Source organism: Njordella calcicola, from assembly GCF_056494125.1.
This window is the reverse complement of the sequence record NZ_CM151396.1, coordinates 6123265-6142119: the sequence shown is the minus strand read 5'-3', so window position 1 is coordinate 6142119 and position 18855 is coordinate 6123265. Positions and strand designations below refer to the sequence as shown.

13 protein-coding genes are annotated in these 18855 nt (G+C 52.0%); 9 read left to right on the top strand and 4 right to left on the bottom strand.

The annotated features are described in order from the left end of the window. Positions 1-6 precede the first annotated feature (6 nt). Positions 7-861, top strand: a complete 855-nt coding sequence (locus tag SH302x_RS23675; RefSeq protein ID WP_479369311.1) for a hypothetical protein — start codon at positions 7-9, stop codon at positions 859-861. A 175-nt stretch (positions 862-1036) separates the two neighbouring features. Here SH302x_RS23675 and SH302x_RS23670 read toward each other — a convergent pair whose 3' ends face one another. Further along, the gene (locus tag SH302x_RS23670; RefSeq protein ID WP_479365337.1) at positions 1037-1483 is read right to left on the bottom strand and encodes a hypothetical protein; all 447 of its coding nucleotides are present in this window, start codon (positions 1481-1483) and stop codon (positions 1037-1039) included. Positions 1484-2587: 1104 nt separating this feature from the next. Beyond that, positions 2588-3232, bottom strand: coding sequence for a phosphopantothenoylcysteine decarboxylase domain-containing protein (locus SH302x_RS23665; RefSeq protein WP_479365336.1), 645 nt, complete (start codon positions 3230-3232; stop codon positions 2588-2590). Between the two features lie 238 nt (positions 3233-3470). On the opposite strand from SH302x_RS23665, the gene SH302x_RS23660 reads away from it, so the two are divergent. From SH302x_RS23660 to SH302x_RS23625, 8 genes are all read left to right on the top strand, one after another. Next, positions 3471-5021 (top strand): sulfatase family protein, encoded by a 1551-nt coding sequence (locus SH302x_RS23660; protein ID WP_479365335.1) that lies wholly within the window; start codon positions 3471-3473, stop codon positions 5019-5021. 273 nt (positions 5022-5294) lie between these two features. Beyond that, positions 5295-6263, top strand: coding sequence for a PstS family phosphate ABC transporter substrate-binding protein (locus SH302x_RS23655; protein ID WP_479365333.1), 969 nt, complete (start codon positions 5295-5297; stop codon positions 6261-6263). A 95-nt stretch (positions 6264-6358) separates the two neighbouring features. Then, positions 6359-9073 (top strand): ABC transporter permease subunit, encoded by a 2715-nt coding sequence (locus SH302x_RS23650; protein ID WP_479365332.1) that lies wholly within the window; start codon positions 6359-6361, stop codon positions 9071-9073. Then, positions 9070-11757 (top strand): phosphate ABC transporter permease PstA, encoded by a 2688-nt coding sequence (locus SH302x_RS23645; RefSeq protein ID WP_479365331.1) that lies wholly within the window; start codon positions 9070-9072, stop codon positions 11755-11757. Before SH302x_RS23650 ends, SH302x_RS23645 begins: the two co-directional genes overlap by 4 nt. 23 nt (positions 11758-11780) lie before the next feature. Next, positions 11781-12605 (top strand): phosphate ABC transporter ATP-binding protein PstB, encoded by an 825-nt coding sequence (pstB, locus tag SH302x_RS23640; protein ID WP_479365329.1) that lies wholly within the window; start codon positions 11781-11783, stop codon positions 12603-12605. Positions 12606-12609: 4 nt separating this feature from the next. After that, the gene (locus SH302x_RS23635; protein WP_479365328.1) at positions 12610-13023 is read left to right on the top strand and encodes a hypothetical protein; all 414 of its coding nucleotides are present in this window, start codon (positions 12610-12612) and stop codon (positions 13021-13023) included. Between the two features lie 192 nt (positions 13024-13215). Next, positions 13216-14229: a DUF1559 domain-containing protein gene (locus SH302x_RS23630; RefSeq protein WP_479365326.1), complete on the top strand. Its 1014-nt coding sequence runs from the start codon at positions 13216-13218 to the stop codon at positions 14227-14229. A gap of 62 nt (positions 14230-14291) precedes the next feature. Continuing rightward, positions 14292-15485 (top strand): esterase-like activity of phytase family protein, encoded by a 1194-nt coding sequence (locus tag SH302x_RS23625; protein WP_479365325.1) that lies wholly within the window; start codon positions 14292-14294, stop codon positions 15483-15485. A gap of 467 nt (positions 15486-15952) precedes the next feature. Here the strand turns inward: SH302x_RS23625 and SH302x_RS23620 are convergent, their stop codons facing one another. Both SH302x_RS23620 and SH302x_RS23615 read right to left on the bottom strand, forming a co-directional pair. After that, on the bottom strand, positions 15953-16711 hold the full coding sequence (locus SH302x_RS23620) for a hypothetical protein (RefSeq protein ID WP_479365324.1): 759 nt from the start codon (positions 16709-16711) through the stop codon (positions 15953-15955). Between the two features lie 336 nt (positions 16712-17047). Continuing rightward, positions 17048-18769: a hypothetical protein gene (locus SH302x_RS23615; protein ID WP_479365323.1), complete on the bottom strand. Its 1722-nt coding sequence runs from the start codon at positions 18767-18769 to the stop codon at positions 17048-17050. Between the last annotated feature and the right edge of the window lie 86 nt (positions 18770-18855).

Genomic DNA, 18855 nt, shown 5'->3' with positions numbered 1-18855 from the left:
AATTCAATCGATTTAGCAAGTCTAGCTAGTTTAATTACAACAATTTTCAGATCGACGGCAAAACATGTCACGATCGGCTATAATCGACTCGGCCAGCAGACTTCGATTCAGCGTTACCAAAGTACAGGCACCTCCAACGCCGTGGCAACTACGACCTTTACCTTTGATACGATCAATCGCTTAAGCAATCTGGAGCATAAGCAAGGTAGTACCGTGCTAGCCGAATACGATTACACGTATGACGGCCTTTCACGCTTCACCAGTATTGATTCATCAATCGAAGGTCTTTCGGAGTTCGAATACGATGCTCAGGGGCAGCTTAAAGCAGCGGACCATTCGTCCCAGACCGACGAAAGCTACACCTACAATGCCAACGGCTCTCGTTCGATGACCGGTTACACCACCAGCAGTAACAATCGCACGACGGCGATGCCAGGATTTACTTTTGCGTACGATGATGAAGGCAATCGCACTCGCAAAACGCAGACTTCCAACGGTCATGTGCAGGACTACGAGTGGGATCATCGCAATCGATTGACATCGGTCAAATTCCGTAATTCCGTCGGTGGCTCGATCACCAAGCAAGTTGATTATGAATATGATGCGTACAATCGCTTGGTGAAGCGAACCTATGATGCAGACGGAGCTGGCGGCGGGTCTCCGACCAGCCAGTACTGGGTTTACGATGAAGGCATCAATGCGGTCTTGCATCTTTACGGCAAGTCGCAACCACGACCTGGTCGCAAGATGGGGCATCTCAACGTTTTGGCCCAAACATCGCAAGCGGCGGCGGCCGAAGCGATCGAGTTGCGGCGACAGTTGATTCGCTCACCGGGCGAGTTGTTTCCCACGATGGAGTAGGTAACCTCGTCTGGCTCCCTAACCAATCGCATCACCAAATTTGCGCAGACAGGCATTAACCCATAATCCTTTGCGAGATCGTCCTGCATCCACCAGATCGAATCACAATGTTGAAACAACCCATCCAGTAGCCTGCGACTGACCTGCTGAGAGCGGATTCGACGAGTTTCAGAAATCAATCATTGCTCGGCTTTTCGAGGGCCCACCACGCTATTAGATACAGCCCAAGCAACCAGCACGGTATGGCGGAGAACAGAAACCCCGCGATCTTCGGTTCCTGCGTACCAAGCATGGTATACTCCAAGTACATAGCGATCGGAATAGGCATTAAGAAGCAAACAAATGCCCATTTCAACTGCCCTCCCTTCTTATAGATTCCTTGCCCAATGTACCCTGTGAGAAATGCGATCATCAGCACGATCAATGCCGAGTAACAGAGCAATCCGACGCCAATGATTCGGAATGGGCCAGAAGTTGTAAGGATCAAGTAGAGGCCACCAACTATTCCCAATACTATACCGAGAACATATCGCAAAAACGTCTTCACATCATTTAGCCATTGGAAGCCATTCTGCAACGAATGCCACAAATTCTGGTTCTTGCCTTCTGGAATATCGTTCACGGTCGAGTTGTATTTCTTAAAGCATGAAGGGGGCTTGAAATCGGACCTAGTTCTGAGAGCTTCGGATTATAGCAGAGACTCACGATTGCGGTTCTGCGATCCCGATCAGGAGGCGGCGCAGGCCAACGTTGAATGGCACGCTCAGTCGGATCTAATGTTTCCGTTTAGCCGCCCCTTGCTGGCTCGCCCAGCAAGAGCCAGAGTTTTATGATTAGCTAAGCGACACCTCCCACCTCTCCCCGGTTGGCTTGCCAACTGGAAGAGAAGTTTTCATCGCGGCGGCGGAGGGTGATGGCCAGCATTAAGCCATCCGTTTGCGGCGCGGGGGAAACTTTGCTTCCTGCCGGACGAACCGGCCGGAGGAGCTGTTCCCGTTTCATTCGGGCTCGTTGGCTAACTTCAAAACTGACGCTCATGCCGGCTAGCGGTACTGCTGGCACGACGCTCTGGCCGCTGACCGATCACTTGGGCAGCGTGCGCGATGTGGTCGATGACAGCAAAATCGTGCGGCAGCATGTTTAGCACACCAATCCTCTTGCGACACGTTGGGGCAAGCCCAACGGTCGCTCAGTGCTCGCGATCTCAGAATAATGTGCCTTGGTCTTCTGTCTTTCAAATGCTCCCGGCTTGTCCGGGAGATGTTTCCGTTCTTTGCTAAAGAGCGATGTTGACTAGCGAGAAACCCAACGATCCACTGGGCAAGCCAGTGGGATTTGAATCGCGCTGCGGTGCAAGCATCGAAGCGCATCTGGGCCTTGTGCCCAGTCTTCGCAATAGGATTGGTGCGCGAAGAGCGACCGAATTTCTTATGGCAGGAGAATCAGGGCAGTAGAATAGATTCCATGACCATTCCCCTGCCCCCATTCTCTTGCCCAGACGTTGCAATTGGATTGGTGCGCTAAAGCATGACGTGCGAGCATGTGCGTTTGGGGGTTGCCCCCGTCGGACACCGCTTTGGTGTTCTAGACAGCGTGCCTGATTCCGTCTTGGTTACTAGATACTAGGTGCAAGGTAACGATCTCGCTTTTGATCGTTCTGCTTAGCTTCGTTGGTCAGATGGGATTCACCGTCTACTTCGTTTACAAGCTTCCATTAAAGATTTGGCTAACCGCGAGCGCAACTGACACCACAATAGTCGGTGATAGCGGCCCAAATGCGTTTGGCTGCGATTCGTTTAGATCCCAGCACGTGTTCAATCAGAATACCATCCGCATTTAAGATCTCAATGTCCGTGTCGGTGGCGTTGATCGCGGAAGCAGAATTAGAAACCATCAGGTTGCATCGTTTGCGTTGCATTTTTGCAATCGCTCGATGACGGCGATCTTCGGTCTCTAGTGCAAAGCCTACCACCCATTGGTTTTCATGCTTCTCGGTGGCAAGCGTAGCCACAATGTCGGGCGTTTCAACCAGTTCCAAAATCAGATTGTTGCCCGTCTTGGGGATTTTATGCGATTGGATCACTTGAGGCATGTAATCGCAAGGTGCCGCCACTCCGATCAAACCGGTCGCGTCTCGAAAGTGCTCTCGTGTCGCTTGCAGCATCTCTTGCGTGGTCACGACATCGACAACTTTCGCTTCTTTGGGGTATTCAAGATTGACAGGACCGGAAACGATGGTGACTTCATGCCCTAGTTTAATTCCTTGGACGGCTAGCTCTCGCCCCATTTGACCGCTAGAGGCATTCGTTAAATAGCGAACAGGGTCTAAGTACTGTCGCGTTGGTCCCGAGGTGATTACGACTTTGGCCATATGTCTTATTTGTGAATTGCCGACTATTAAGCGAACGTGGGTGGAAATGGGTTAATGTTTGATAGTCTAGTTGGTCGTCTTGGGTTTGTCTTGCAGTCTCTACTTTACGCCGCTTTGTCCAACGACCATGATGGAGGCGTTACCGGATGTTCCCCCCGCCGTCGAAGCCTTGGACCGTAGTGGATCTTGTGAAAGCTTCTCCTAGAGTGTTTCGGCATTGACCACGAGGATCGATCTAATGAAAACCATTGGTATTATCGTTTTTTTGGCCTGTCAGGTGTTGGCAACCAGTCAGCTTTGGGCGATGGATCGTCCCAATATAATTCTGATATTGTGTGACGATTTGGGGATTGGTGATGTCCGATGCTTTAATCCCGATTCAAAGATTGCTACGCCGCATATCGATGGACTAGCTGCAAAAGGGATTCGCTTCACCAATGCCCATTCTCCCTCATCGGTTTGCACGCCGACGCGCTATGGTTTGCTGACAGGCAGGTACTGCTGGAGAACACGATTGCAACAAGGAGTATTGGGTGGAGCAAGTCCGCCGCTCATTTCGGATACTCAGTTGACGGTGGCCGAAATGTTGCGACAAGCTGGTTATCGCACGGGGTGTTTTGGAAAATGGCATTTGGGCATGAGTTGGGCTCGAAACGACGATGGCGCGTTCACGGACAAAATCGAAGAGGGCAGCGATGGTTGGTTGATTGATTATCAACAGCCGATTGCCAACGGGCCTTTACAACATGGCTTTGACCGCTTCTTCGGGATCAGCGCTTCATTGGACATGATTCCCTACAGCTTCATTGATCAAGATCGAGTCGTGTCGCTGCCGGACCGTGACGCTGATTTTCCCATGTCGATTGACAAACCCCAGCGGCGTACGCGTCGCGGTCCAGCTTCGTCCGAATTTGATGCGGTGGATGTCTTGCCAACGATTACGGATGTTGCGATCCAGTGGATCAGGACGCAGTCAGAAGCCAAGCAGCAGCCCTTTTTTGCGTACATACCGTTCGCGTCGCCGCATACTCCCATTGTTCCCAGTCGGGAATGGGTTGGTAGAAGTCACGTGAACGCTTACGCGGATTTTGTGATGGAGACCGATGCCGCCGTTGGGAGGCTGATGCAGTGCCTTCAGGAATTGCAGATCGCGGACAACACGCTGGTGATTGTGACCAGCGACAACGGTTGTTCGCCGGAAGCCGATTATGCCCGGTTGGCTGAGTTTGGTCATAATCCAAGTTTTATCTATCGCGGGACGAAGGCGGATATCTTCGAGGGGGGGCATCGAGTGCCGATGGTGGTGCTCTGGCCTGCTCGCATAGCATCTGGCCAAGTTACCGACACTTTAATTGGATTGAATGACACCCTGGCAACCTTGGCAGATTGTCTGCAATTGGAGGTAGCTCAGGACGCTGGGCCCGACAGCATATCGTTTGCTCAGGCGATGGGGCTCGAGTCGTCTGCGGAACTTAGAGAATCGTTGGTGTGCCATTCGATCAATGGTTCGTTTGCGATAACTCGCGGCCGATGGAAGTTGTGTGCATGTGGCGATTCGGGCGGTTGGAGCGAGCCGCGTCCGGGCACTGCTCAAGCCAAAGGGTTGCCGGGGTTGCAATTGTATGATTTAGAAGCTGACCCGGCCGAGTCCAGGAATGTCGCTGTCGTTCAGCCGGAGGTGGTCCGAGCGATGCTGGCTGAGTTGAATTTCGTGATTGAGCAAGGGCGTTCGCGGCCAGGCAAAAAGCTAGATAACGATGTGCAGATATCGCAAATCCCAAGCGAATAGGAGGCTATTTTCGTGCGCAGGGTCAAAGAATATCGTGGCGTGTAACTAGTAAAAACTGTTCAAAACGGCAGATATTCCGTATTGCGGCTGGCCGCTGGTGCTTTCTTAACACAACCTTAACTTTTCTCCCATGGCCAAACGGGCCTGGGCCAAGAACAATGTCAGCCATAACAGGTTGAGAAATACAATGCATGTTTCGTAGCATGCAATTCTCGCGATGGGTAGCAGACAGGCTGCCCTGTTCGGAACGTTTCAACAAGGTGAGATTCCTTTATGATTCGCAAACTGTTGCTATCGGCAGCGACGATATTCTTGTCTGGCCCGTTGATGGGGCAAGTGCAACTGGACCCGAAATTGCCGGTTTACAAACCAACTATTGGCGTCTCCGGGCAACTAAAAACGGTTGGTTCGGATTCGATGAACAACCTTTTGCAAAAGTGGACTGAAAAGTTCCGCGAGTATTACAAAGGGGTGCGAGCGGAAGTCGAAGGGCAAGGTTCATCGACCGCGATGCCAGCGTTGATCGAAGGTGCGTCGTCGTTTGGGCCCATGAGCCGCGATCCTAAGGACAGCGAGATCGGCGACTTCGAAAAGAAGTTTGGCTACAAGCCGACGCTGCTGCCAACCAGCATCGATTTGTTAGGTATCTACGTTCATCTTGATAACCCGATTGAATCGATGTCACTGCAGCAAGTGGACGCGATTTTTTCCAGTACTAGGAAACTGGGTGGTAGCAAAGCAATTGCAACTTGGGGAGACGTGGGGCTGACAGGTGACTTCAAAGATGCCAGGATCAGCTTGTTCGGCCGAAACGCGGCCTCTGGCACTTACGGCTACTTTAAAGAGGTCGCGCTGGGCAAAGGCGATTTCACTCAGACCGTCAACGAGCAGGCGGGCAGCGCCACCGTGGTGCAATCGGTGGGCGAGAATAAGTTTGCGATCGGGTACAGCGGCTTGGGCTACAAGACAGCGGCGGTCAAAGCGGTGCCGCTCTCAAAAATCGATGGTGGCAAGGCGATCGCTCCGACCGTCGAAAATGCTTACAGCGGCGAGTATCCGCTGGCGCGGTACTTGTTCTTGGCAGTAAATCATAAGCCCAATACGAAGATGGAGCCATTGCGAGCGGAGTTCATCAAGTTTATCTACAGCAAGCAAGGTCAGCAGATTGTCATTGACGATGGCTACTTTCCTGTCGATGCGCAAACGGCGGCCAAAGTGCTCGCTTCTGTGGGCTTGAAATAAGCAAGATGAGTGTGGCTTGCACGGATGCTAGTGGCAAGAAGATCGCGTGAGCTTCTTGCAGGGAATCACGTAAGCGAACTATTGAGTATCCTGCTGTGAAGGCAACCACAACTGAAAGAAAGCGTCGCGAGCTGTCCACGTCATGGAAGGTGGCAGCGTCCGACCGTATTGCTCGGCAAGTCATTACAATTGGCGGTTTGGCAACAATTGGTGCCGTGCTGCTGGTTGTTTTTGTTCTGTTTTCTAACGTCTTGCCGCTCTTTCGGAAGACAAAACTGAATCCAGTACCGGTCGTGCTAACAGCGACCTCATCTGTGCCGACGATTGAATCTGCCGCAACAGGCCAATTGAATGTCGAGAGCGGCGAAGATGGCTTACGAGGTACAATTCTGCACTGCGGGGTCGATGAGTTTGCTGAGGTCGCTTGGTTCCTCAGCAGTGCCGGCGATGTTTTGGCTAAAGCGGTGCATAACAATGTCCAGTTAGCTTTGTTTCCCAATGAGCTTTCGGTCGACGAATCTGCAGCAGTGACTTGCAGCTTCCGCGATCGTTCAGGAGGGCAAATATTGTTGGGCTTTGCTGATGGCACCATCAAGTGCATCGAGCTGAAGTTCGAAACAACGTTCGTAAAGGCCGATGAGTTGCCTGACGAAGTCGAGCAGTTTGTTGCTCGATCGAATGTCGGCGAAGTATTCGTATCTGCCGACGCGGTGTATCGCAAACTGGCTGGCCAACTGGTGCGGCGACAGTTATTGCAAAAGGTAAATTTTTCGGACGCGCAGGTGGTTTTCGCCGATCGATCGGCCGTGACGCATTTGGCTGCGTTGCCACCGCGAACGCTCAGCAGTTTTGATCAATCCACCGAAACGCTTTTTGTTGCGATTGGTTCGACTGGAATCGCGGCTGGTAAGTTGGAAAGGAAAGTGAATCAATTCAGTGGTGCGTCGGCGCTGAGTTGGGCTTCGCAGGAAACGGCGTTTGGTGAAGCGAGCGCGGCTGACCAAGTGGCCAGCGCGATGGTCCATCAGCAAGGCACATTGGCAACGCTTTGTTTGCAAGATGGACGCTTGGCCAAGTGGCGTCTTGGTGCCAATGGGCCGGAACTGATTGAGATGGCACCCTCGCCTTTGACTAGCGACGCTCGCAGTTCTGCGGCAGTAACTGCCTCGACGGCGTTGCTTGGAGACAACACGTTGTTGATAGGCAGCGCTGGTGGCGTAGTGACCGCGAGCTTTCTGGCTGAAGTGGCGAACTCGGATGGCAGTAAGCAAGAAGCTTACGTGGCGGCGCATCGATTTTCCCTGAGCGATGAGAGTATCGCTTTGCTGGGGACATCGCCCGGTTCGAGAATCTTTGCGGCGCTTGATCGCAACTCGAAACTGACGTTGGGTTATGTTCCCAATGACGCGGTCTTGTTGACTGAAAAGCTAGAGGTAGAAAATGCCCAGGAGATTTGGATATCCGCCAAACAGGATCGCGTAGGTGTGTATGCTCAAGGCAAGCTGCACTTGTTTGATTTGGATGTCGCCTATCCCGAAGCGTCCATCAAATCATTTTTTCTGCCAATGTGGTACGAAGGCTACAGCCAGCCGGTTTCGATTTGGCAAAGTACCTCAGCGGGTGTGGATGCCGAGCCAAAGCTTAGCATGAGGCCCTTGATTTTTGGTACTTTGAAAGCGACCTTCTACTCATTGTTGATCGCGGTGCCGCTCGCGTTGATGGCTGCAGTTTATAGCAGTGAATTTTTGAGTCGCAGCGTTCGCTTGCGAGTGAAGCCGGCGATTGAATTGATGGCGGGCATCCCAAGTGTCGTGTTGGGTTTTATTGCCGCTTTGGTGTTGGCCAGTCTGTTCCGTGATAATTTGTTCGCAATCTTGCTATCATTCTTTACGTTGATTTTCACGTTGGGCTTAGTGGGCAACTTGTGGTTGTTACTGCCGCAGCAAGTTTACCTGCGGTTAGAGCAATTTCGGACGTTGATCTTGCTGTTTGTGGTGCCGCTGGGCGTGATGGCCGCTTGGTGGATGGCCGGTCCACTCGAATCGTTTTTGTTTAAAGGGACGCTGATCAGTTGGCTTGATCAGCGAGGCAGCAGCAGTGCTTGGCCGGGCTGGTTTTTGTTGCTGATGCCGATCGTCATGGTGAGTGTGGCGTATCTATCAGCGTCGGTCGGTACCTCGCTACTACGTCCGATTGCAGCGAAGTGGACAGCGAAACCTTTTGCGGCATTGATGGTAGTGAGATATTTGGGAGTATGCGCAGCGATGGTCGTGATTGCGACTCTGTTGGCCGCTATCCTGACGGGGTTGGGTTTTGATCCACGCGGTAGCATCTACGGTAGCTATCAAGAGCGTAACGCGTTGTTGGTCGGCGCGGTGCTTGGGTTTGCGATCATCCCAATCATATACACGATTGCCGAAGATGCGTTGCAAGCGGTTCCACAGCACTTGCGATCCGCGTCGCTAGGTTGCGGTGCTACACCGTGGCAGACCACGACTCGAATTGTGCTGCCGACGGCAATGAGTGGACTTTTTGGTGGGATCATGATCGGTTTTGGGCGAGCGGTGGGTGAGACCATGGTGGTATTGATGGCTGCTGGCAATACACCGGTAATGGATATCAATCCCTTCAATGGTTATCGCACGCTATCTGCGACGTTAGCAACGGAGTTACCGGAGGCAGCGCGAGCGTCGACGCATTTTCATACTTTGTTTTTGGCAGCGTTCTTATTGTTTTGCTTTACTCTCGTAGCCAACACACTTGCCGAGTTTGTGCGGATGAGATTTCGCAAGAGGTCATTTCAGTTATGAGCCAAACTGCAGTCGGCGTAGAAATGACAGAACCAAGATCTGCACCGGAAGCCAAAGCGAGACCACATCGGACCGTTCAATCGGGGCTCAGTGTGCTTGCTCGTGGCGAGTCGTTTGTGTGGCTGACCGGCGGGATGCTCGTAGTTGCGATTGGCATGATCGTGATTCTGTTATCCTTTATTTTTTACCGAGGCATGCTGACCTTTTGGCCCGTTCCATTTGAGGTATATCCCGTCCACGGCGGCGGCATCGTGGCCGGGGAACCGCAAGCGGTCGAGTCCTTTCAGTACGAATCTTCGCAACTCAATTCATTGAGTGAATCTGCAAGAAAGATCGCCACAGCGCGATTGGGCGATGAGCGTACTGCCATGGCTAAGCGGACTTACCTGCGCGTCGGAAACTTCGATCTATCAGGCCAGCATTTTGATTACTTAAATGAGTTTGAGCAATCTTCAGATACTCCATTCTATCCAGACAATGTGTGGGTGGTGGAACGACTGCACCACGGTCGTTTTTATGGTTGGCCCAGTCAATTGGAAGAGCATTTTGAAGCGAGCAGTCAACCTGATTATCGACAACTGGTCGCCGGCTATGAACTGTTGGAAGTCCTGGCGGCTTATTCCAACGAAGAAATCGAATTGTCCGAAGAGCAGGCAGATGCGATTAGGGATAAGCTGCGCGGTTCGCGGCAATCGATCGCGACAGAGTATTTCAGAAAAGTATTAGACGGTTCGCCTTTGCAACCCGATGAACATTGGGAAGTGCTAATGGAGGACGGGCAGTGGCAGCGGTTGGTCAGCGATATCATTCCCACTACTGCAGAGTCTTTGCGGTTGGTATCAAAGACGTATGCTTCGATTGAACATGCATTTCAAACCGCGCGTGGGTCAATTGTTGGTTTGAGCCGGATGTCGGAGCAGTTGCAGGAGGAACTGGCCGCCAACGACGAGAAGTTGAAAGACGCTCGGCTGGAGTTGAGGCAGGTGGAGATTGATTTTAAAGGAGCGTTCCTGGATCGAGTCACGGAGTTGGAGAGCGATTGGACGACCGTCAGTATTGCGAAATCGCAGTTGGCCGATCAGATTACTGCATTCGATACCATGTTGGAAGTTAAAGAACTGACCGCGTCGCAGCGCGAAATGTTGCAACGACTTTTTGCTCTGATGACCAGCGATATTCAATCGCAAATTCAGCAGATGGAACAAGCGAACGAAGAAGCGTTTGCGTTGCTTGCCGACTTACCAGAAAAATGCCAGCAAGCAATTAAGCACTACCGCGAAGTCTTGATGGATACGTCGGTCAAGCAGCTTAAACTCAATAGTCAAATTGCGGACGTTGAATCGGAGATGCGATCGGCAAAGATTCGCTTTAACGCTTCTCGGATTGTTTCTGCACAAGATATTACACCGGAGTATGCGCAGCAACTGGTGGAGACAGCGGGGACGCGCAAGATTGGCTCGGAAACGTGGTGGGTGACGGAAGCGGCGGAAGGTGGATCGCAGATTCACGTGGTGAGCAAGTTGGCAGATCAGTGGACTCAAGGGACCTTGCAGAAGTCGGAGATTGAAGTCGCTGAGATTGTGCGAGCGTACAAGCCAAATCAGTTGTCGTGGTTGCAGAAGGTCGGCGTTTTGGGAAGTCGCTGGGGTGAGTTTTTGACGTCCCGTCCGCGAGAGGCCGGCATGGAAGGCGGCTTTTTCCCAGCGATATGGGGGACGATTGTCATGACTATGATCATGGCCTTGTTTGTGGTCCCATTTGGAGTGCTAGCCGCTTTGTACTTGCGAGAGTATGCGACCAATGGCTTCACGGTTGGTATTCTGCGAATAGCCATTAACAATTTGGCAGGTGTTCCCAGTGTTGTTTACGGCGTGTTTGGACTGGCGTTCTTCTGCTACATCGTCGGTGGCTATATTGACGGTGGACCTAATCGCGCTGGGATTGCGGTTTGGCCTCCGGTGCAGTGGTATTTGATACTAGCTTTGGTGGCCGTGATCGCCGTGACGGCCTTCTTTTTGAGCTTTTATTGTTCGGGCTCACCCATGGCGATGGGCCCATGGCGTCGGTTTGGTCGATCGGCTGCGGGACTTGTTTGGATCACCGCGATGATTGGGTTTGTCATGCTGATTGCCAAGTCGCCTTTTTTCGATGGATTTTATCAAGCGAGTTTGCCCAATCCGACCTTTGGCAAAGGAGGAGTGATTTGGGCGTCGCTGACTTTGGCATTGTTAACGCTACCCGTGGTAATCGTTGCGACCGAAGAGGCCTTAGCCGCCGTACCTAATTCCCTACGTGAAGGCTCGTACGCTTGTGGTGCCGGGAAGTGGCAAACGATCCAGCGGATTGTGCTGCCTCACGCGCGACCAGGCATTATGACCGGCGCGATCTTGGCTATGGCACGTGGAGCTGGCGAAGTAGCGCCGATGATGTTAGTCGGAGCTTTGCCGCTGGCGGTTGAATTGCCGTTGGATGGCGAGTTCCCTTTCTTTCACGGCTCGCGTAGCTTTATGCACCTGGGTTTTCAGATTTACGCCTTGGGTTTCCAAGGGCAAAACAGTGAAGCGGCTAAGCCGATGGTGTTTACGACAACATTACTCTTAATATTGATTGTGTTGCTCTTGAACCTCGTCGCGATTATCCTGCGTACTCGTTTGCGAAAACGTTTTCAAGGCGTGCAATTTTAACTTTTACGAAGTAGCGAGTATTTGTGGACCGACTGAAAGCAATAGCAGAAGGCGAAGAGATCGAATCGGCGATCCACTCGGATGTGCGCGGGGAAGATTTGATCTTGGACATTCGCGAGTTCAGTTTGTGGTATGGTCGCAAACAAGCTTTGCACCGCATCAGCATGGGAATTCCGCGCGGTAAAGTCACGGCACTCATTGGCCCCAGCGGATGCGGAAAATCGACGCTTCTCCGCAGTGTCAACCGCATGAATGATCTATTGGGAACCGTGCGAATCGAAGGCGACATGGTACTCTCTGGCGATTCGATTTTTTCGCCCGGCGTCGACGTGATTGAATTGCGCAAACGCATGGGGATGGTGTTTCAGAAACCAAATCCTTTCCCGATGAGTATTTTTGAGAACGTGGTGTATCCATTGCGGATTGACGGCGAAAGGAACAAGAAGAAGCTATCAGATATCTGCGAAAAAAGTTTGCGAGGGGCAGCGCTCTGGGATGAAGTCCGCGATCGTTTGAACGACAGCGGCTTGGGGCTGTCCGGCGGTCAGCAGCAACGTTTGTGCATTGCCCGAGCCATCGCGAGCGATCCTGAGGTACTGCTGTTGGACGAGCCCTGCTCCGCCCTGGACCCTCTGGCCACCGGCAAAATTGAAACTTTGATCAATGAGCTACGGGGAGAGTACTCGGTTCTGATCGTGACACACAACATGCAGCAGGCCAGTCGGATTAGTGACTATACGGCTTTTATGTATTTAGGACGGTTGATTGAGTATGGGAAAACCGCGACAATATTTACTAAACCTCAGCTAAAAGAGACCGAGGATTACATCACCGGAAGATTTGGATAGTCGTATGGCCCTACTGTCGATTGAATGTTCAAGTGCCCATGCCAAGCCTGGCCAAGTATTGCAGTGGACGGCGGCATGGATGTTCGACAAAGCAGCGGCTCGCAGTTTTTCGGCTACCCTTGGTTGGTACACGCATGGCAAAGGCGACGAGGATTGGGAAACGGCCCTTGAGCATTCTTGGACTTCTACCGAGGCCAGCGGCAAGGAACTGGTTACTTGGACTGCACCGCGATCGCCGCTCAGTTTTTCAGGCAAGCTGATGAACCTGAGTTGGCAGATTCGATTTACATGTGACAGCAGCCGCGATAGCACTGAGTTTGAGGTGCATCTGGGGCCAAGTGACCAATTGATTGAATTGCCAATGGGTATGACACTGAATGAGCGGTTCGAGGCCGCAAAAAAGTCGTTGACTTCGTAACGCTATTGAAACGCCATTGAGCAGTAGTTTAAGTTTCCTTAACCTTATCTTCTCCAATTCTTCTTTTGGTTTGCACTAATCGCAAATCATCTGTTGGCCAATAATGCAGCCTCAAGTGTGATCAGAGGAATGTACCGATTCGGTCCTTTCTGGGATGCCGATTTCTAGTCAAACTAATCAAGGGCACGGGGTATGAGTCAACAGAAGAAGCGGGCTGGTTTCACGCTGGTCGAATTGTTGGTGGTGATCATCATTATTGGAATCCTGGCAGGGCTCATGTTGCCTGCGGTGCAGAACGCAAGAGAGTCTGCGCGGGCCGCCAATTGCCGCAGTAACCTAAGACAAGTCGGCGTTGCTCTCTTAGGTTATGAAGGCACGCATCGTGTATTTCCACCTAGCCGAATCAACCAGAATAGCCCGACGTTTCAAGTAGGTTGGCAATCGATGGTGTTGCCATTCTTCGAACAGTCCGCCACTTATAATATTTACAACCGCCAAGCGAATTGGTGGCATCCGTCGAACTTGGAAGCAACCACTCAGGATATTCCAATCTTTCGCTGCCCTTCCACGCCAACCCAGCGCGAAGTTCCGTCGCTTCCTTTATACACGGCCCGCGGCATCACCGGCGGTCAACATATCTACGGTTATTGTGATTACGGTGCGGTCAATGCAGTTCGCAACTCGGTTTGGGTCGCTTCAGGAATGCCGAGCATCAATATGAAAGAAAAGTTAGGTGCCATGGGGCGTGGTCCTAATGGAGTATCCGCTGCAGAAATCCTTGACGGGCTTTCCAACACGATCTTTATTGCCGAAATCGCCGGGCGACCTGGTCTGTACATCGATGGTCGTGCAGGTATCAATCCTAAGGGAGGCATTGTTGCGAATACTACTTGGGTTGCCGATGGTTGGGGATGGGCTGATATCGATAATGGCTTTAGCATTGATGGCACCAATCGAAAGGGTCAAACCAATGATACCAGTGGCAGTGGCAAAGTTACGCTGGTACCGGAAGGGACATGCTTCGTAAACTGCAGCAACGATAGCGAAATTTACGCGTTTCATCCCGCGGGGGCGATGGTCCTGTTGGGTGATGGCTCAGTCCACTTTATGAACAAAAACATCGACGGCCATGCGTTAGCCGTGCTTTGCACGCGAGCGGAATATGATCGGTTTAAGAACGGCAAAAATCCGCTGCATGCAAACTAACTGAGCGATCGTGCATGCCTCGTAAAGTTCAATGTCCTGCTAATCGATAGCGAATCCAAGTTATGTCGTTTTATCATATTGCCAAGCATGCTTTGTTAAGTTCGCTGTTGCTTCCTGTAGCAGTTACGAATCAGGTCCACGGTGAGCAACCGCTGGTGCAATTTGAAGCGGCTTTGGAGATCTCCGGCGATCGACGTGACTTGTGGGCAGATACCCAAGAAATTGGGCAAGGGCTGCCACACAATCTATTTGGTGGGCTTTCTGCATTGGAGTGGGCTGGAGGCGACGAATACTTGTTGCTGCCAGACCGCGGACCGTTGGACGGAGCGTGTGAGTATGCGTGCAGGTTCCATCGCGTTGAGCTGAAATTGGACAAGTCGAGTAAGAGCCTGCAGTTCAATCTGCTGGACACACTGGGCTTGACCGAAAATGGACAATCGATCGTTGGCGCAGTCCAACCGCAGTCGGGTGCTATGCGGTTCGACCCAGAAGGCATACGTCTGTTGGGTGACAAACAGATGTTGATATCAGAAGAGTATGAACCCGCCATTGCGAAGTTTTCGCAGAAGGGTGAGTTGATCGAGCGATACGAAATTCCAAAATGGTATCAGATCAAAAAGCCGGATAATGATCCGAAGGTTGAAGCCAAGCAAAACAAAGTGGGGCGACAGCCCAACGGTGGCTTTGAGAGTCTCGCAATAACCAAGGCCGGTCACATTTACGCGCTCATGCAAAAGCCGCTGCTGCAAGACCTGCAAGCGGACGGAGATGCGAGCGAATTGAGTCGTTGCTTGCGGCTCTTGCGAATTGATGCACGAACGGGGCAGCACAGCGAGTTCCTCTATCCACTCGACTCGGAAGACTTTGCAACCAGCGAGATGCTAGCCGTTTCGGAAACGCAGTTCCTAGTCATCGAGCGAGACAGCAAGAAGGCAGAGAAATCTGTGTTGAAGCGGTTGTACCTGATGGATGTCAGTCAAGCGACCGATGTGTATGCAATGCAAAGAGAATTGCGAAAAGGAAAGCTTGATTCGTCGATTAAGCTAGTTGAGAAGCAATTGTTTTTGGACTTTCTCGACCCAGCCTGCGGTCTGCAACTGCAGCAAGTGGGAGCCAAGATCGAAGGCTTAGCGTTTGGTCCGCAAGTTGGTGAAGATCGACGACTCTTGTTAGTCGCGGTCGACAACGACTTCGACATCGAAGCTGCGACATGGATCTACGCCTTCAGCGTCAGCAACCAGTTGTTCGCAGACTAGTGCTGCGTTCCAGTTCGATTTTGGGATTAGCCACGGCATTCCCATCAAGTCTGTGAGACTCTTGTCGCTCGCCTTTCGTTCTCGGTAAGTGGCCGATCCACTAGAAAGAGCCTTTGCAGAGCGTAACGCTACCATGCGTAGCTGGTTTCTAATGCCGATTGGCTAATTGGCTTGGCAGTGAAGTTCAATTGAAAGAATAAACTACCTCGTGCCACTTTGCGAGCTTCGCGCCTAGGCGTGAGATTCTATTGAACGGCTGTAAGTTTTACTCCGACCTGATTCAGAGTTGTGTGACAAGGCACAAGTTTGGAGAAAAGCAAACTCGCAGAAAGTTGGAGGTCCAAAAAAGAAAGGCCGAGTTACCTGAGCGGCGACTCGACCTTTATTATACGACGATTCTTGTGAGTTATAGAGCCAGCGTTGCTTCCAAAAACTAGGACCACAACTCGTAAGGTGGTTCGCGGTGACTAAGAAGCCGTTGCGGATTCGTTGGGCGACTTCTTGCGGAAGCGACGAGCCGCTAGACCACCCAAGCTGATCGCGCCCAGAACCACCATCGAACCTGGCTCAGGAATAGCGGTTGCGTTGACAGTCACCATGTCGAAACGCCAAGTGCCGGTTGTTGCGTAGGTCGTTGCAGATGCGGCATACCCAGTAGGGGCTGAGGGATCAAACGAAGCTACAATGCGAAATCCAAAATCTGGATTGTCATCTACACCACTGATGGATGATAGATTGACAGAACGGTTGTTAAACCAAGTGTCGCCGGCAGTGCCTTCAAAAGGAGTGCCGAAAGACGTCCAGCTCAATCCGTCCGTAGAGTATTGAAATTGGACGTGGCGAGGTGCTGTGTTACTGTGTCGTTGATCCCAGCTAATTGAAAGGTCTTGGAAGCCAACGGTGCTAACGTTAAATTGGACACCTCGCGTGAGGTCGCCTGTTCCCTGTGGAGCAAACGTCGATATGTTCCAGCCTGTGTTGTCTAAGCTACCTGCGGGATCGGTCGATCCCCCATTTGCGAAGCCAGAAGCAAATGTTGCTGTCGTTCCACCAACTAGACTTGCTGTCCCAGTACCAATGGACGGATTCGTTGTGCCTGTAGCTAAATTGTTAGGAACATCTGGCGGATTCGAATTGAAATTCCACTGCGCTATGATATCAGCTTGGACGGCTTGGCCGGCGAAAAGGGCGGTGGCGAGCGCCACCATGCTCAAAAATTTCTTCATGTAGATGACTCCAGAACTGGAAGTTGTCGAGTGTCCCGACAGGCAACTTACCCAATCGTCAAACTCGCAGAAACGAACCGGGTCATACTGTAGATGCTGCAAGCGCAGATGCTGTTTAGACCGCGTTAAACAGGCGCGAAGGTTGCGTTAAGATAGCGTTAAGCTGAAGCTCGCTTCGAGGCAACGTAGTAGGCTCACTCCGTGGGCCGAACGTAGTAGGCTCACTCCGTGGGCCGAACGTAGTAGGCTCACTCCGTGGGCCGTGACAAAAGAGTAGTAGGCTCACTCCGTGAGCCGTGACAATGCAAATCGCGGACGGCACACGGAGTGTGCCTGCTACTTTCGCAACTGCGGCTTGCGACGAAGCAATTCTCGCTTGCCTTCCACACTCACTTGTGTGCCCACCAAGTCCACCGCCCGCAGGCTGGGAAACTGGACTAAATCCTGAATGACACGATCGGTTACTTCCGTATTCGTCAGCCACAGTTCGGCCAATTGCTTCAGCGGGAGCAGCGTGTGGACCGCTTGGTCGGTGATCTTGCAATTCGACAAATCCAACTCTTGAAGCTCAGAGGCCAGCACAACTTTTGCGATGTCTTCGTCAGTGATCTGAGTACTCTCCAAATTCCAACGTTTGGCTTGCCATGGCTGAACATCGCTGAGCCAACTGCCATCAAGCTTCGTGAACGAAACATCAAACCAATCCAAACTGCGATGCGACGCTGGCCAACTGGCCAAATCGGACGCTTCGATTTCAGTGCGGCTCAAGACGATATCGCGGCGAGGCGGTTGTAGCGGATAGTGCTGAAACGCTTTGCGATCACTGAGCAGGAATTGATCGTATCGGGAACGCAATTGGGAGTCGGATGCAATCTCCAAGATAGAAACATCGGGCGAGCCGCGATGAACACTTTGCAAGTACTGTGAGAAAGCGCGACGCGTCGATGGGGATGTGTCCATGAAGTAATGAGCAAGTCCCGCTGATTGGCTATAACGTAACTGGATGTCCGCTGGGGTTTGGAATTGATCTCGGGTGTCACTGCGCAATTCTTCAAATGGCACCCAAGTCAAATCGTGCAGCCGACGATAGCGCGCGGCTTGCAGTCGCGGTGATTCCCATCCGCCCAACATGCAGCAGAGCTCGTCGACGCCGGGCCGCAGGAGCATCGATTCGATATACGTGGCAATCGCTTCGAAGGCCCAGAAGTCCGGTTGTCGAGACCAGTCGATACGCACGCTTTGAGTCCAACGGCTTGTCAAGATCTGGTGCGTTAGCTCGTGCCGTAGCGAATCAATCGTATTGCCTTTGTCGTCCCAGTAGCAGAATACATTGTTGGTGGTCGTGTCGAAATAGCCGTTGGTCAGCCCAATCTGATCGACTTCGCGTTTGAGCAGCTTCAGATAAGCCGCTCGACTGCGGACCACGCGGACCCACATCGGTTGTGGCGAAGGCGGCAGGTCGAATAATTTTTGCAACAAGCTGTAAGTCAGTTCGCATTGCAGGACAATCTCAGTCAGTTCTTTAGCGGCGACATCCGCTTCGATCAAAAAATGAGCGCTTTGGATCAGCGGCGAACTGCGATTGAGTCGTTGGGACAATAGTGTCCGGTCCCGAACCTTCTGCCAGCGTGTGTCCAGCGAGAGAGTCATCGAGGGATCGACGGCCTTCGCTTTGGCCTTCTCTACGATTGGCTGCCATGTCGTTGGCAAGCTGCTTGTTCGAGGCGCGATCGGCTCAATGGTCGATTCGTTGGCGCCTGATTCGTTGAGGGGCGATTCATGATTGGCACTTGTTACCGATTCGACTTTGAATATCTGGCGTTGGGCAAACTCCGTTAAGTTGCGAACGTACAGACTGGCGTAGATAGCCGACGCTTGCTGGGAAGAAAGTTGGTCGTTGGCCAAATCGGCTAGAAGCTTGGAAGCGAGTTGTTCCGAGCGCGCGGCGACGGCAGGCGGGGCTTCTTGCGAGCCGACTTTTTGGCAAATGGCTAGACCGTAGCAAATGGTGATGCTGCCAGCGATGAGAGAACGTGCCCAGGAAGAGTTTTGAATCATAGTCGACTCGGCTTCAGCAAGGCGTTTGCTTTTTTGCAGACCATAGGAAAGGCGTGCGTAATCGGTTACAGTTTAGGCATTGCAAC

Bases quoted from the DNA above. Each gene is read 5' to 3' on its own strand.
- SH302x_RS23665 (WP_479365336.1), bottom strand. From the start codon at position 3,232: ATGGCCAAAGTCGTAATCACCTCGGGACCAACGCGACAGTACTTAGAC.
- SH302x_RS23625 (WP_479365325.1), top strand. From the start codon at position 14,292: ATGTCGTTTTATCATATTGCCAAGCATGCTTTGTTAAGTTCGCTGTTG.
- SH302x_RS23660 (WP_479365335.1), top strand. From the start codon at position 3,471: ATGAAAACCATTGGTATTATCGTTTTTTTGGCCTGTCAGGTGTTGGCA.
- SH302x_RS23630 (WP_479365326.1), top strand. From the start codon at position 13,216: ATGAGTCAACAGAAGAAGCGGGCTGGTTTCACGCTGGTCGAATTGTTG.
- SH302x_RS23635 (WP_479365328.1), top strand. From the start codon at position 12,610: ATGGCCCTACTGTCGATTGAATGTTCAAGTGCCCATGCCAAGCCTGGC.
- SH302x_RS23645 (WP_479365331.1), top strand. From the start codon at position 9,070: ATGAGCCAAACTGCAGTCGGCGTAGAAATGACAGAACCAAGATCTGCA.
- SH302x_RS23620 (WP_479365324.1), bottom strand. From the start codon at position 16,711: ATGAAGAAATTTTTGAGCATGGTGGCGCTCGCCACCGCCCTTTTCGCC.
- SH302x_RS23655 (WP_479365333.1), top strand. From the start codon at position 5,295: ATGATTCGCAAACTGTTGCTATCGGCAGCGACGATATTCTTGTCTGGC.
- SH302x_RS23615 (WP_479365323.1), bottom strand. From the start codon at position 18,769: ATGATTCAAAACTCTTCCTGGGCACGTTCTCTCATCGCTGGCAGCATC.